This is a genomic window from Elioraea sp. (assembly GCF_051860475.1).
GTDB lineage: Bacteria > Pseudomonadota > Alphaproteobacteria > Acetobacterales > Acetobacteraceae > Elioraea.
Genome location: NZ_JBHYDW010000118.1, coordinates 1 through 14,205, shown reverse-complemented (window position 1 = coordinate 14,205; position 14,205 = coordinate 1). Strand labels below are relative to the sequence as shown.

The window sequence follows — 14,205 nt, the reverse complement described above, 5'->3', positions numbered from 1 at the left end:
GGCCCGAACCGACCTGGAACGAGTTCAGTTCGATCCATTTCTCGTAGCCCTTGGCGGTGACGTTCCCGTCGATGCCGTCGTACTTCATGTAGATGGCCATGAGACCCTTCCTTTCTCAGTCCGTGGCGTGCGCACAGCGGCAAGGTCCGGGTACAGCCCTCCCGGCATCACCCGCCTCAGTTGATAGCGTAACGGAACCCGCCGTCGGAATCCAGCACCACGTGGGCGGTTGCAATGGTCTTCCCATCCGCCAGGCGCTCGAGAATCTCGGCCGACATCTCGGGCAGCATGGTTCGCGACAGGATGTTCTCCACGTTCCGCGCGCCGGTTTCGCTGTGCTTGCAGCGCGCCGCAATGGTCTCCACCAGGGCGTCATCCCAGCTGAAGCGCGCGCGGTAGTTCTCGGTCAGACGTTTCCGGATCCGCCCCAGCTGAAGTACAACGATCTGGCGCAGCACCGATTCCGAAAGGGGGAAATACGGCACCATCGTCACGCGGCCGAGGAAGGCGGGCTTGAACACCTTGAGCAGCTCCGGCCTGATCGCATCCGCGAGCCCGCCAGGATCGGGCATCGTTTCGGGGTCCGCGCAGATCTTCGCGATCGCGTCCGTGCCGGCGTTCGAGGTCATGATGATGATGGTGTTCTTGAAGTCGATGTCGCGGCCCTCGCCGTCCTTCATGTTCCCCTTGTCGAACACCTGGTAGAAGATGTCCTGCACGCCCGGGTGTGCCTTCTCCATCTCGTCGAGCAGCACCACGGAATAGGGGCGCCGGCGCACCGCCTCGGTCAGCACCCCGCCTTCGCCATAGCCGACATAGCCGGGGGGCGAACCCATCAGGAGCGAGACCTTATGCTCCTCCTTGAACTCGCTCATGTTGATCACGGTGAGGTTCTGCTCACCACCGTAGAGCAGGTCTGCCAGCGTGAGCGCTGTCTCGGTCTTGCCGGTACCCGAGGTGCCCACCATCAGGAACACGCCAAGCGGCTTGCGCGGATCGGACAGCTTGGCGCGCGACGTGCGGACCGCCTGCGCGATCGCCTCCAGCGCCTGCGACTGGCCGACGATCCGCTCCTCCATCCTGTCCTTCAGCGCCAGGATGGTGCGGATCTCGTCGGACTGCATCCGGCCGGCCGGGATGCCGGTCCAGGACTCGACGATCTCGGCGATCGCGTTGCTGTCGACCACCGGATGGATGAGCGGGTGCTCGCCCTGCAGCGCGCGCAGCCGGTCGCTGAGCTCGGTCAGCCTGGCGCGCAGCGCGTCCTTGTCGTCGGTATCCTCCTTGCTCTCGATCCTGGCGCGGATCTCCTGCATCTCCGCGACCAGGGCCTTCTCCTGCTCCCAGCGCGCTTCCAGCGCGGCAAGCGCCTCGGCGACCTTCTGACGCTCTTCCAGCAACTCGCCCTTGCGCGCGCCGTGATCCGCGCCGGCCGCCATCTCGCGGTCGAGGATCTCGACCTCGGTGTCGATCAGCGCGAGCCGGCGCTGCTTCTCCTCGATCGATGCCGGGATCGCCGCCTGGCTCATCGCCACGCGCGCGCAGGCGGTGTCGATCAGCGAGACGCCCTTGTCGGGGTTCTGGCGCGAGGGGATGTAGCGCGCGGAGAGCTTGACCGCCGATTCCACAGCCTCGTCCAGGATGCGCACCTTGTGGTGCTTCTCGAGGATGCCGACGAGGCCGCGGATCATCGCCACCGCCACCGGCTCGGCCGGCTCCTCGACCCGCACCACCTGGAAGCGGCGGGTCAGGGCGGCGTCCTTCTCGAAGTACTTCTTGTACTCGGCCCAGGTGGTCGCGGCGATCGTGCGCAGCTCACCGCGCGCGAGCGCGGGCTTCAGCAGGTTCGCCGCATCACCCTGTCCGGCCGAGCCGCCGGCGCCGATCAGGGTATGCGCCTCGTCGATGAACATGATGATCGGCTTGGGCGATGCCTGCACTTCCTCGATCACCGACTTGAGCCGGTTCTCGAACTCGCCCTTCACCCCGGCACCCGCCTGGAGCAGGCCGAGATCGAGCGTGCGGATGGTCACGTCCTTCAGCGCGTCGGGCACGTCGCCCTTGGCGATCCGGTCGGCGAAGCCCTCCACCACCGCGGTCTTGCCCACGCCGGCCTCGCCGGTGAGGATCGGATTGTTCTGCCGCCGACGCGTCAGGATGTCGATCACCTGGCGGATCTCGGTGTCGCGGCCAAGGATCGGGTCGATCTTGCCGGCCTTGGCCCGGGCGGTGAGGTCGATCGTGAACTGATCGAGCGCCGCGGTAGAGGCGGGCCGTGCCGACGGCGCACCGTCGGGCCCCGGCGCTGCGCCGGCCTCGGCCATCTGGATCGCGGTCTTGGCCTCGGCACTGTCGCGGGTGATCGAGGCGAGGTCGCGCTTCAGCATCGCCGAGTTGATCTTGGCGAACTGGGGCGAAGCCTCGTGGGCGATGCGGGCGAGGTCCTCGTCCACCAGCAGGGCCAGCAGCAGATGGCCCGAGCGCATCCGGCCCGCGTTCTGCTCGAGGCTGGCGAGCAGCCAGGCCTGCTTCATCAGCTCGACCACGTTCGGCGAGATCGCGGGTGCCCGGCTGTTGCCGGTCTTGAGCTTGTCCAGCACGCGGGTCAGGTCGGTGGTGAACCGACCCGGATCGACGTCGTAGGTCCGGAAGATGTAGCCGAGGTCGCTGTCGGCGGCATCGGCGAGCTTGAGCAGCCAGTGCTCGATCTCGATATTGTAATGCGTACGCGAGAGCGTCAGTCCTGCCGCCGCCTCCAGTTGCCGCCGGCAGTAGTCGTTCAGGCGACCCACCAGGGCCTTGAGGTCGATCGCCGCCACGTGGTTCCCTCCGCTTCCGTTTCGCCCTGGCGCGGATCACAGTAGGTTTCTCGCCCGCCGGTTGTCCAGCGCCGGCGTGATGTCAGCCGCGGTCCCGTGCCGCGACCGAAGGAGGCAGGTGTGGCGCTCGACGGTTTTGATCTCGCACGGTTCCTTCAGCCGATCGAAGGCGAGAACCCCGCCGGCGTGGACCTGCGGCAGGATTTCGCGCCCAGCTCCACCTACTACCGGCTGCGCGATGCCCGCGCCGAGGCGCGCGCCGCCGAGCGGGCGATGGACGCCAACCCTGAGGAAACCGCGGCGCCGCCGCAGTGGCGCGTCATCGAGGAGCTCGCGGCCAAGGCGCTGGAGAGCCAGTCCAAGGACCTGGAAGTGGCGGCCTGGTACACCGAGGCGCTGGTGCGCCACCACGAGTTCGAAGGGCTGGCGGCCGGCGTGAAGGTGATGCAGAGCCTGGTGGAGAGGTTCTGGGACGGGCTGTATCCGCGCCCGGACGAGGATGGGCTCGCGACCACGGTCGCAGCCGTGGCGGGGCTGAACGGCGACGGCGGCGACGGCACGCTGTCCCAGCCGATCCGCAAGGTTCCGCTGCTGCGCGACGTGCAGGGCAGTCCGATCGCCCTCTGGCAGATCGAGCAGGCGGACGCGCTGCAGGCCCTGGAGGAGGAACGGCGCCGGGCGCGCGTCGACGCGGGCGCGCTCTCCCTCGACGCGGTCGAGAAGGGCGCGGCGATGATGCCGCGCGAACACTGGGCCGCGCTGATTCCGGCGATCCGCGACGCGCTTGCCGCCTGGCAGGCGCTCGGCGAGGCGCTGGACGCGAAGGCCGGACGGGACTCCCCGCCCACCTCGGCGGTGCGCGGGCTGCTCGAGGCGGCGCTGGCGGCGGCGCTGCGTTTCGCCGGCACGAACGCGCCTGGGGAGGGCGAGGCGGCGGGGGCTGGCGAGGCGGAAGCGGCCGCGCCGGGCGAGGCGGGCCAGCCGGCCGCGCCGCGCGCGCAGGGGCCGGCCCGGCCGGGCGAGATCGGCAGCCGGGAGGATGCGCTCAAGCTGCTCGACGGGGTGGCGCGCTGGTTCCGCAAGGTCGAGCCGCACTCGCCGCTTTCCTACACGCTCGAGGAGGCAGTGCGCCGCGGGCGCATGACACTGCCCGAGCTGCTCCAGGAGACGCTGCAGGATGAGACCGCCCGTCAGGCTTTCCTCACCGCGCTCGGCATCCGTCCGCCGCCGCCGTCCGAGTGATGCGCGTCACTTGAAAGTCGTGCCGCGTCGGGATCGTGTTGACCCGGCGGTTGCGACGGCCGTATCGTCTTGGTTGTACCGGGTTGCCGTACGGCGGAAGGGCCGACGCGGCCCGTCGTTCGTGTCCATGTCGAAGGAGGAGAGGCGCGCATGGCGAGCGTTCATGAGAAGCTGACGCGCGTCCGTCGGCCGCGTGTGCACATCACTTACGAGGTCGAGACGGAAGGTGCGGCGATCCTGCGCGAGCTGCCCTTCGTCGTCGGCGTGCTGGGTGATTTTTCTGGCGACCCGACCCAGCCGCTGCGCCCGATGAGCGAACGCAAGTTCGTCCAGATCGACCGCGACAATTTCAACGACGTGATGGCGCGGATGAATGTCGGCCTCAACCTGAAGGTCGACAACAAGCTGGCCGATGACGGCAGCCAGATGGGCGTGAACCTGAAGTTCAACAGCATCGACGATTTCGATCCCGGTCGGATCGTCGAGCAGGTGCCGGCGCTGAAGGCCCTGCTCGAGACGCGCAACAAGCTGCGCGATCTCATGAGCAAGGTGGATCGTTCCGAGGAACTGGAGGGTCTGCTCGAGCAGGTCCTGCAGAACGAGGAGAAGCTGAAGACGCTGTCGGCCGAGCTCGGCCTCGACAAGAAGGAGGAGTGATCCGATGGCCGAGGCACAAGGCGCCCCCGCCGGCGCACCCGGCGCCGCTGCGGTCGAGACCGAGAGCCTGCTGGGCGCGGCGATCGCCGCCACCAAGCAGACCGAGAAGGACCGTGCCGAGGAGTTGATCAAGACGCTGACAGAGGAGGCGCTGAAGGGCACCGTCACCTTCAGCAAGAACCTCACGGTCACCTTCAACCGCGCGATCGAGGCCATCGACCGCAAGATGTCGGCGCAGCTTGCCGAGATCATGCACCAGCCGGGCTTCACCAAGCTTGAAGGCACCTGGCGCGGGCTCAACTACCTGGTGATGAACAGCGAGACGGGCACCAGCCTGAAGATCCGGGTGCTCAACGCGACCAAGCGCGAGCTCAATCGCGATCTGACCAAGGCGACCGAGTTCGACCAGAGCCAGCTGTTCAAGAAGATCTACGAGAACGAGTTCGGCACGCCGGGCGGCGAACCCTACGGCGCCCTGATCGGCGACTACGAGTGGTCGAACCACCCGGACGATATCGAGACGCTGCGGCTGGTCAGCAACGTCGCGGCCGCGTCCTTCGCGCCATTCCTGTCGGCCGCGGGGGCGGGCCTGTTCGGCTTCTCGGACTGGACCGAGCTCTCCAAGCCGCGCGATCTCGCCAAGATCTTCGACACCGCCGAGTACATGAAGTGGCGCAGCTTCCGCGATACCGAGGACAGCCGGTTCGTAAGCCTCGTGATGCCACGGGTGCTCGCACGTCTGCCCTACGGCGCCAACACCAAGCCGATCGAGGAGTTCGGCTACGAGGAGGCGCCGTACAACGAGGCTGGCGCCGCCCAGGCCATGGGCCATCACGACTACTGCTGGATGAACGCCGCCTACGTGATGGGCGCGCGGCTCACCGACGCCTTCGCCAAATACGGGTTCTGCACCGCGATCCGCGGCGCCGAGGGCGGCGGCAAGGTCGAGAACCTGCCGACCCACGTGTTCACCTCGGATGACGGCGATCCGGATGCCAAGTGCCCGACCGAGATCGGCATCACCGACCGGCGCGAGAACGAGCTCTCGAATCTCGGCTTCCTGCCGCTCTGCCACTACAAGAACACCGACTACGCGGTGTTCTTCGGTGCCCAGACTGCGCAGAAGCCGAAGAAGTATGACCGTCCGGAGGCGACCGCGAACGCGGCGATCTCGGCGCGCCTGCCCTACATCATGGCGACCAGCCGGTTCGCCCACTTCCTCAAGGTGATGGCGCGCGACAAGATCGGCAGCTTCATGGAGGCGACCGACTGCGAGGCCTGGCTGAACCGCTGGATCGGCAATTACGTCAACGGCAACCCGAACGCGGGACCGGAGATGAAGGCGCGCTATCCGCTGCGCGAGGCGCGCGTCGAGGTGAAGGAGATTCCGGGCAAGCCGGGTGCCTACAACGCGGTCGCATACATGCGGCCGTGGCTGCAGATGGAGGAGCTCACCACCTCCATGCGCATGGTCGCGCGCATCCCGCAGAAGGCCTGAGCCGGGGGACCGGACTGCGGTCGTGACGGAGGGCGGCTCCCCGATCGGTGCGGCCGCCCCGCTGCGCGATGCGGTGTTGGCCGGAGCGCTGTTCGGCCGCGCGGGAGACGCCGCGGCCGAACAGCTCGCGGCGTTCATCGCCGGCCAGGCGCCGCCGCTTGCTGCCTGGTTCGGCCAGGCCGCGGGAGCACGGCTGCTCGAGGACCCAGACGCGCTTCGCCTCGCGCTCGACCGCGACGTGGCCGCACTCGACGCCATGCTCGCCGACCAGGTCGATGCCATCCTGCACCATCCGCGCTTGGCGCGGCTGGAGGCGGGCTGGCGCGGTCTCATCTGGCTGGTCGGTGAGGCAGGCGCGCTGCCGCGGGTCAAGCTCAAGGTCCTGACGCTGCCCTGGGCCGAGCTGGTACGCGACCTCGAACGGGCGATCGAGTTCGACCAGAGCCGCATCTTCGAGAAGGTCTACGAGGGCGAGTTCGGCACGCCGGGCGGCGAGCCGTTCGGCCTGCTGATCGGCGACTATCACGTGCGCCACCGCCGCGGCCCGGACTATCCGACCGACGATGTCGCCGCGCTCAGCGCGATGGCGAGCGTGGCCGCGGCCGCCTTTGCGCCCTTCGTGGTGAACGCCGATGCGACCCTGTTCGGCGTCGAGCATTTCGGCGAGCTCTCCGGGGTGCGCGACCTCTCCTCGATCTTCCGTACGCAGGACTACGCGCGCTGGCGCGGGCTGCAGGACCGCGAGGATGCACGGTTCCTCGGTGTGGTACTGCCGCGGGTGCTCGCGCGCACCGCGCACGCCAATGACGGCACGCGCGCAGACGGCTTCGTCTATGCCGAGGATGCGGCCGCGGTGGCGGACCGGCCATGGGTCGGGGCGGTCTTTGCCTTCGCCGCGGTGGTGGCGCGCGCCGTCTCAGCCCATGGCTGGCCGGCCGACGTGAAGGGCACCGATCGCGACCGGATCGGCGGCGGGCTCGTCACCGGTCTGCCGAGTGAGCGTTTCCCGTCCGACCGTGCCGGGATCGGGCCGCGCTTCGCCGCCGAGATCGCGCTAACCGACCGGCAGGACCAGGACCTCTCCGAACTCGGCTTCGTCCCGCTCACCTGGCTGCGCACCACGCTTGAGGCCGCGTTCGGCGCGTGCCGCTCGCTGCAGGTCGCGCGCGCCTACACCGGCGAGTCCGGCGCGGCGGCGAGCGCCAATGCGCGCCTCTCCGCCCAGCTCTCCTCGATGCTCTGCGTCAGCCGCTTCGCCCACTACGTGAAGATGCTCGGGCGCGAGAAGGTCGGCTCCTACGCAACGCCCGAGGACTGTGAGACGATGCTGAGCCGGTGGCTCACGAACTACGTGAACGCGAATGCGCGCGCCGGTGCCGAGATGATGGCCCGCTATCCGCTCGCGGCGGCCCAGGTGCAGGTGAGCGAGCTGCCCGGCCGGCCGGGGCACTACGGCTGCACGATCCACCTGCAGCCGCAGTTCCAGCTCGATGACGTCGCGGCAACGTTCCGACTTGTAACCGAGGTACCGGCGAGGAGCGCGGCATGACCGACCCAACCGGCCAGACGGCCGATCCGACCGCCCCGGGCGCGCTGTTCCGCGCCGGCAGACTCGACGACGCTGTGGCGGCGGCGAACGCCGCCGTGCGCAAAGCGCCGTCCGATCCCGGGCCGCGCATGCTGCTGGCCGAGCTCCTGCTGTTCCAGGGCAACCTGGATCGCGCGGACACGCTGATGGACGCGCTCACCACGATGGAGCCTGGGCTTGCGCTCCAGGCCGCGGCGTTCCGCCAGCTGGTGCGCGCCGAGCAGGCGCGGCGGCAGATCTGGAGCGACGGCCGTGTTCCCGAGTTCCTCGGCGAGCCGAGCCCGCACCTGAAGCGCATGCTCGCCGCGCTGGTTCAACTCCGCTCCGGCGACACCGCCGGTGCGGCGCGCGCGCTCGCCGAGGCCGAGGAGGCGCGTCCGCCCGCCGCCGGCTCGGAAGGGGCCGTGCCCTTCACCGATTTCCGCGACGCCGACGATCTCTGCTCCGGCTTCTTCGAGGTGCTGACCACCACCGGCAAATGCTTCTGGGTGCCGACCGAGCGCATCGCGGAGGTCGAGTTCCACGTCCCCGAGCGGCCGCGAGACCTCTACTGGCGGCGCGCCAGCATGTCGGTGCGCGACGGCCCGGACGGCGACGTCTACATCCCCGCGATCTACGCCGCCGACCAGGCGAGCCAGCCCGATCCGATCCGGCTCGGCCGCGCGACCGACTGGGCGGGCGGGGACGGCGCGCCGATGCGCGGCCTCGGCCAGCGCCTGTTCCTGGTGGGCGAGGAGGGCCGCAGCGTGATGGAGCTCACCACGCTCACCTTCGGCGGCGCCTCTTGAACCACACTGAGACGGCATGATCCGGTGACTTGGGTGTGCGCAGGATGCTGAGGCCCGGGGAGCGGCCCGCGCGGGTCCAGCTCTCGGTGCTGGACCGGCTGCTCGACGACGATCCGGACCGGCCGCAGGATCGTCCGCCCTCGCCGGCCGAGACGCTCGCCGCGTTGCGCCGCGCCGTCCGGCGCGACCTCGAGGCGCTGCTGAATGCGCGCCAACGCTGGCGCTCCTGGGCACCGGAACTCGCCGAACTGGCGCTCTCGCCGCTGCACTACGGCGTGCCCGACTTCACCGCCGGCTACTTCGCCGCCGAGGAGCGGCGCGAGGCGTTCCGCCGTGCGACCGAGACCGCGATCCGCGCGTTCGAGCCGCGGCTGCGCAACGTCAAGGTGTCGCTCGCGAAGCCCCAGGACGACCTCGACCGGACGCTGCGTCTGCGGATCGAGGCGCTGATGATCGCCGATCCCGAGCCCGAGCACGTCACCTTCGACACCGCCTTCGACGCCTCCGCCATGGCCTTCCGCGTGCAGGGCTCGGACGCTGTCTGACATCGACGACATCCTTCCCTACTATAATCGCGAGCTCGCCTATGTGCGCCGGCTCGCGGCCGAGTTTGCTGCCGCCCATCCGAAGATCGCCGGACGCCTGCGGCTCGCGCCCGACGCGATCGACGATCCGCATGTCGCGCGGCTGATCGAGTCCTTTGCGTATCTGACCGCGCGCGTCCGGCACAAGCTCGACGACGAGTTCCCCGAGCTCACCGATGCGCTGCTGGGCGTGCTCTATCCGCACTATCTCGCGCCGATCCCCTCAGCCGCCATCGTGCAGTTCACCGGCCTGCCGTCCGCGACCGCACCCTACACCGTGCCAGCGGGCACCAGCCTCGACACCGAGCCGATCGGCGGCGAGCGCTGCCGCTTCCGCACCACCTATCCCGTCTCGCTCGCGCCGATCGCGATCGACACGGTGCGGCTCTCCGGCCTGCCGCTTCAGGCGCCGGCGAACCCGCAGGCGCGCGGCGCGGTCGGCAGCATCCGCATCGGGCTCACCTGCCTGGCCGCCGACCTGAGCTTCGCCAAACTCGGCATCGACGTGCTGCGCTTCTTCCTGCGCGGCGTGCCGCAGGTCGCGCTGCCGCTGCACGAGCTGATGCTGAACAACACCGTCTCGGTCGCCCTCGCCGACAGCCCGAACGATGCCAACCCGGTGATCCTGCCCGCAAGCGCGGTGCGCGAGATCGGCTTCGCTCCCGGGGAGGCGCTGCTGCCCTGGCCCGCGCGCGGCTTCGCAGGGTTCCGCCTCTTGACGGAATATTTCGCCTTCCCCGAGAAGTTCCTGTTCGTCGAGCTGGCCGGGCTTGCCGGCAAGACGCTCGTCTCGGGCGGCAACCGGCTCGAGATCTTCCTCTATCTCGATCGCGCGCTGCCGGAACTGGAGCGGCTGGTTGGGCCGGAGGCGCTCGCCCTCGGCTGCACGCCGGTGGTCAACCTGTTCCCGCACCGCTGTGATCCCCTGGCGCTCGACGGCACCGCGGCCGAGCTGCGCATCGTGCCGGACGCGCGCCGGCCCACCGCGCTCGAGGTCTGGTCGGTCGATGCCGTGCGCGAGAGCCGTCCCGGCAGCCCACCACGCACGTGGCGGCCGTTCTACCGGCTCGATCCCTCCGCCCCGGCGGGGGTGGACGCGGCGGCGCCGCGCTACCAGGCGGCGCGCCGCACCGCCGCACCGCCGCTGCACGGCACCGACGTGTTCGTGGCCCTCGCCGATCCGGTGTTCGATCCCGACAAGCCGGCGGACTCCACCCTCTCGATCGACGCGACCTGCTGCAACCGCGATCTTCCCTCCGGCCTGCCGTTCGGCGGCGGGCGGCCCCGGCTCACCGCCGTCGAGGGGCTCGGCGGGGTCTCGGCCATGGCGATGCTGACCGCGCCGACGCCGACGCTACGGCGCACTGCGCGCGAGGGCGGGCACTGGGCGCTCGTCTCGCATCTCGCACTCAACCATCTCTCCGTCACCGGCGGGACCGAGGGCGCGGAGGCATTGCGCGAGATCCTGCGGCTCTACGACCTGCGCGAGCTCGCCGAGACCCGCGCGGCGATCGAGGGGATCGTCTCGGTGACCGCCGAGCCCGGGGTCGCGCGCGCGCCGGGCGGGCGGATGGGCGCCTTTGTCAGTGGGCTCGACGTTCGCCTTACCCTCGACCCGCGCGCCTTCGCCCAGGGCGCCTATCTGTTCGCTTCGGTGATCGAGCGCTTCCTCGCCCTGCATGCGGGCGTGAACAGCTTCGTCCGTCTCACCGCCGCCTTCGCCGGGCGGCCGGGCGCGATCCGCACATGGCCACCACGCGCCGGCGCCGAGCAGTTGCTGTAGCCGAGCGCCTCGCGCGCGAGCCCGGGCGCTTCGCGCTCGTGGATGCGCTGCGTGTGCTCGAGGCGGCGGCACGGAGGGACGCGGCGCACGACGCCCGCTTCCAGGCGCGCGCCCCGCTCGGCGGCGACGCCGAGCCGCAGCGCGAGGTCGCGCGGCTTGGCGGAGTGCTCTCGCTTGCCTTTCCCGCTGCCGAGATCGCCTCGTTCCGCCCGGGCGACGGCGGGGCGCCGCCCCGGCTCGGCGTGAGCTTCCTCGGCCTCGTCGGCCCGGGCGGCATCTTGCCGCGGCACTACACCGAGATCGCGCTCGCCGCGCAGCGCGCGCGCTCGACCGCGCTCTCCGACCTGCTGGACCTGTTCACCCATCGCCTGCTGTCGCTCTATGCCCGCGCCGCGGTGAAGTACCGCCACACGCGCCTGGTCGAGGCTGCGCCGCCGGGCGCGACCGACCCGGTCACGGTCGCGCTCAAGGCGGTGATCGGCCTCGGCACGCGTGGTCTCGCCGGCCGGCTCTCGGTTCCCGACGAGGTGCCGGTCTTCTACGGCGGGCTGTTCGCGCAGGCTCCGGCCTCGGCGGCGCGCATCGAGGCGATGGTCTCGGACCTGCTGGGCCGTCCCGTGCGCGTGGTGCAGTTCGTCGGCGCCTGGCTCGCGCTGCCGCCCTCCGAGCAGAGCCGGCTGCCCGGTCCCGGCTTCGCGCCCGGCGCCCATGGCCGGCTCGGCGTCGATGCCGCGATCGGCACCCATGCCTGGAATCCGCAGGCGGCATTCCTGCTCCAGCTCGGCCCGCTTGATGCCGCCACCTTCGCCTCGCTGCTGCCGGGCGGACGGCTGCTCAACGATCTGGTGCATCTCGTGCGGGGCTATGTCGGCCCGACCAAGGGGTTCGCCGTCAACCCGCTGCTTGCCCCGGATGCCGTGCCCCGGCTGGTGCTGGGCGGCGCGGGGGCGGCGGCGCCGCGTCTGGGCTGGACCACCTGGATCGGCGAACGGCACGATCCGCGGCCGGCCGACGAGGCGGTGTTCCGTGCGGCCGCAGTCGAGGCGCTGGCAGGCGAAGCCGCCGCGCGCGGCGCAACAGGGAACCGAAGGGCGGGTGCATGACCGGCTGGAGTGGCGGCTACGTTTCGGACATCGACTATCTGCCGTGGTTCTTTCCGCTTCAGGCGCCGGCGCATCTCGACCTCGCGCTGACGATCGCCGGGGTTGAGCACGCCATGGCCAAGCAGGACTTCGCGTTCTGCGATCTCGGCTGCGGGCTCGGCATGACGGCCGGCGCGATCGCCGCGTCGAATTCGCGCGCGATCGTCTACGGCGTGGACTTCAACCCGGGCCACATCGCGACCGCGCGGGCGCTCGCCGAGGAGGCGGGGCTCGCCAATGTCCGCTACCTCGAGGCTGACTTCGCGGAGCTCGCCGAGGCCCCTCCGGCCGACATGCCGCAGTTCGACTGCGTGACCATGCACGGCGTCTGGGCCTGGGTGTCGGACGCGACGCGCGCGGCGCTGGTGCGGTTCCTCGCCCGCCAGGTGAAGCCGGGCGGTGTGGTGCATGTCGGCTACAACGCACTGCCCGGCTGGCAGTCGATCCTCGGCTTGCGCCGCCTGCTGGCGGAGGTCGGCGCCGCCGTCCAGGGGCGGAGCGACGAGCGCGTCGAGGCGGCGATGCAGGCGGCGCGCGACCTCAATGCGGCGGAGGCACGTCACCTGAGGCGGTCGCCCTTCGCGCAGCGCATCCTCGATCCCGAGCGCAGAATGCCGACCGTCTATCTCGCGCACGAATACCTGAACGAGAACTGGCGGCCGATGTTCCACACCGAGGTGGCGGCCGCGCTGGGTGCGGCCAAGCTCACCTTCGCCGGCTCGGCGGAGCTCGCCGAGAACTTCCCCGACCTGTGCCTGGACGAGGCGCAGCGCGCGGCGCTGGACCGGCTACCCAGCGGGCCGGCGCGCGAGACCGCGCGGGATCTCTGCCTCGAGCGCGCCTTCCGCCACGACATCTTCGTGCGCGGCCCGCGGCCGCTCTCGGCGGTCCGCCGCCATCTCGCGCTCTCGGCGGCCCTGCTGGTGGCGGCCCGCCCGGGCGAGGACCCCGAGTTCGAGGTCGAGGTGCCGGGCGGCAAGGCAAACCTCTCGCGCGAGGCCTACGAGCCGATCCTCGCGGCCCTGTCCGAGCGGCCGCGCACGGCGGGCGAACTTTCCGCCATCGCCGCCGAGGCCGGGCACCCGACCAGCCCGGCCGAGCTCATCGCCATGCTGCTCACCTCGCGCCAGGCAGCCCACGTGGCCAATCCGGGGGCGGAGCCGTCGGAGCAGGCGCAGCGCTGGGGCTTGGCCGTCGCCCGGCGCTACGCCTTCGGCGAGCTGACCGGGCCGCTGGTGCTGCCCAGTCCGCGTCTGGCGAACGGGTTGCCCGCCTATGCACCCGAGCTTCAGGTGCATGCCGCGCTGGTGGCGGGCTGCGCGCCGGACGCGGACATGGTCGCCGACTGGATCATCGGCGAGGTGCGGGCACGCGGCGAGAAGGTGACCGCCGAGGGCGCGGAACTGCCGCCGGCGGAGGCCCACAGCCGGATCGCGACGCTCGCGCGGAAGGTGCTCGACGACCGGCTCGGCTTCTGGCGTCGGCTCGCGGTGGCCTGACATGGTCCGGATCCGGCTGGCGTGGAAGCTGACGCGCCAATGGGTTAGACTACCGGCACGTCCTGAATGCGACCTGTCCCAGGGGAGGTAGAGATGCGACGCACGATCATCGCCGGAGTGGGGGCCGTGGCCGGGGCCGCGAGCCTCGTCCTGCTGCTGGCCCAGGCTCCCGCGACCGCCCAGCCGCGCGACCCGACCGCCACCGACATCATCGACGCGCTGCGGCCGCGGCCCGGCCAGGCGCAGCCGGCGACCCGCGGCATTCGCCCGGTTGCGCCCCAGGCGACGCCGGCCCCGGCCACCGCGCCCCCGGGCGCGGTGGCCCCCGACGGGCTCCGCCCGGTCGCGCCCGCCGCGCCGGTCGCGCCGGCGGGACCGCCGCCGGTCCAGCAGGCCGCACCGGTGACCCCGGTTGCCCCGGCCATGCCGGCGGCCCAGGCGCCGTCGATCTCGCTGAACGTGCTGTTCGCGGTGAACTCGGCCGAGCTGACTCCGCAGGCGCGCCGCGTGCTTGACGAGCTCGGCCGCGCGCTGAGCAGTGCCGATCTGAGCCCGTACCGATTCCGGATCGAGGGTCACACCGACACGACCGGCAGCGCGGTCTA

The 14,205-nt window shown here is 70.9% G+C and carries 12 protein-coding genes; 10 read left to right on the top strand and 2 right to left on the bottom strand.

Annotated features, from left to right (window positions below):
- Together ACTIFU_RS17735 and tssH are read right to left on the bottom strand one after the other, a co-directional pair.
- A partial coding sequence (locus ACTIFU_RS17735; protein ID WP_439579649.1) for a type VI secretion system tube protein Hcp occupies positions 1 to 88 on the bottom strand: 88 nt, incomplete at its 3' end.
- 88 nt (positions 89 to 176) lie between these two features.
- Positions 177 to 2,819, bottom strand: a complete 2,643-nt coding sequence (gene tssH / locus ACTIFU_RS17730) for a type VI secretion system ATPase TssH (RefSeq protein ID WP_439579648.1) — start codon at positions 2,817 to 2,819, stop codon at positions 177 to 179.
- 120 nt (positions 2,820 to 2,939) lie between these two features.
- Here tssH and tssA point away from each other — a divergent pair, with 120 nt between their 5' ends.
- The 10 genes from tssA to ACTIFU_RS17680 all read left to right on the top strand — a co-directional run.
- Positions 2,940 to 4,061: a type VI secretion system protein TssA gene (gene tssA / locus ACTIFU_RS17725; RefSeq protein ID WP_439579647.1), complete on the top strand. Its 1,122-nt coding sequence runs from the start codon at positions 2,940 to 2,942 to the stop codon at positions 4,059 to 4,061.
- A gap of 150 nt (positions 4,062 to 4,211) precedes the next feature.
- Entirely contained in the window at positions 4,212 to 4,718 is a 507-nt protein-coding gene (gene tssB, locus ACTIFU_RS17720; protein ID WP_439579646.1) for a type VI secretion system contractile sheath small subunit, read from the top strand.
- Between the two features lie 4 nt (positions 4,719 to 4,722).
- The gene (tssC, locus tag ACTIFU_RS17715) at positions 4,723 to 6,216 is read left to right on the top strand and encodes a type VI secretion system contractile sheath large subunit (protein ID WP_439579645.1); all 1,494 of its coding nucleotides are present in this window, start codon (positions 4,723 to 4,725) and stop codon (positions 6,214 to 6,216) included.
- Positions 6,217 to 6,238: 22 nt separating this feature from the next.
- Complete coding sequence (tssC, locus tag ACTIFU_RS17710; RefSeq protein WP_439579644.1) at positions 6,239 to 7,765, top strand: type VI secretion system contractile sheath large subunit; 1,527 nt, start codon at positions 6,239 to 6,241, stop codon at positions 7,763 to 7,765.
- Positions 7,762 to 8,592: a type VI secretion system accessory protein TagJ gene (locus ACTIFU_RS17705; protein ID WP_439579643.1), complete on the top strand. Its 831-nt coding sequence runs from the start codon at positions 7,762 to 7,764 to the stop codon at positions 8,590 to 8,592. The genes tssC (ACTIFU_RS17710) and ACTIFU_RS17705 overlap by 4 nt, the downstream gene beginning before the upstream one ends.
- A gap of 44 nt (positions 8,593 to 8,636) precedes the next feature.
- On the top strand, positions 8,637 to 9,137 hold the full coding sequence (gene tssE / locus ACTIFU_RS17700; protein ID WP_439579642.1) for a type VI secretion system baseplate subunit TssE: 501 nt from the start codon (positions 8,637 to 8,639) through the stop codon (positions 9,135 to 9,137).
- 43 nt (positions 9,138 to 9,180) lie between these two features.
- Positions 9,181 to 10,959 carry a type VI secretion system baseplate subunit TssF gene (gene tssF / locus ACTIFU_RS17695; protein WP_439579641.1) on the top strand — a complete coding sequence of 593 codons (1,779 nt, stop codon included), beginning with the start codon at positions 9,181 to 9,183 and terminating at the stop codon, positions 10,957 to 10,959.
- Positions 10,923 to 12,062 carry a type VI secretion system baseplate subunit TssG gene (gene tssG / locus ACTIFU_RS17690; protein WP_439579640.1) on the top strand — a complete coding sequence of 380 codons (1,140 nt, stop codon included), beginning with the start codon at positions 10,923 to 10,925 and terminating at the stop codon, positions 12,060 to 12,062. Before tssF ends, tssG begins: the two co-directional genes overlap by 37 nt.
- Positions 12,059 to 13,600 (top strand): class I SAM-dependent methyltransferase, encoded by a 1,542-nt coding sequence (locus tag ACTIFU_RS17685; protein WP_439579639.1) that lies wholly within the window; start codon positions 12,059 to 12,061, stop codon positions 13,598 to 13,600. Before tssG ends, ACTIFU_RS17685 begins: the two co-directional genes overlap by 4 nt.
- Positions 13,601 to 13,693: 93 nt before the next feature.
- Positions 13,694 to 14,205 (top strand): OmpA family protein (locus ACTIFU_RS17680; RefSeq protein WP_439579638.1); only part of this gene is annotated, 512 nt, incomplete at its 3' end.

What these genes read in the sequence shown, in the direction of transcription:
- tssB (WP_439579646.1), top strand. Translation starts at nt 4,212, where the DNA reads ATGGCGAGCGTTCATGAGAAGCTGACGCGCGTCCGTCGGCCGCGTGTG.
- tssC (WP_439579645.1), top strand. Translation starts at nt 4,723, where the DNA reads ATGGCCGAGGCACAAGGCGCCCCCGCCGGCGCACCCGGCGCCGCTGCG.
- ACTIFU_RS17705 (WP_439579643.1), top strand. Translation starts at nt 7,762, where the DNA reads ATGACCGACCCAACCGGCCAGACGGCCGATCCGACCGCCCCGGGCGCG.
- tssE (WP_439579642.1), top strand. Translation starts at nt 8,637, where the DNA reads ATGCTGAGGCCCGGGGAGCGGCCCGCGCGGGTCCAGCTCTCGGTGCTG.
- tssG (WP_439579640.1), top strand. Translation starts at nt 10,923, where the DNA reads ATGGCCACCACGCGCCGGCGCCGAGCAGTTGCTGTAGCCGAGCGCCTC.
- ACTIFU_RS17685 (WP_439579639.1), top strand. Translation starts at nt 12,059, where the DNA reads ATGACCGGCTGGAGTGGCGGCTACGTTTCGGACATCGACTATCTGCCG.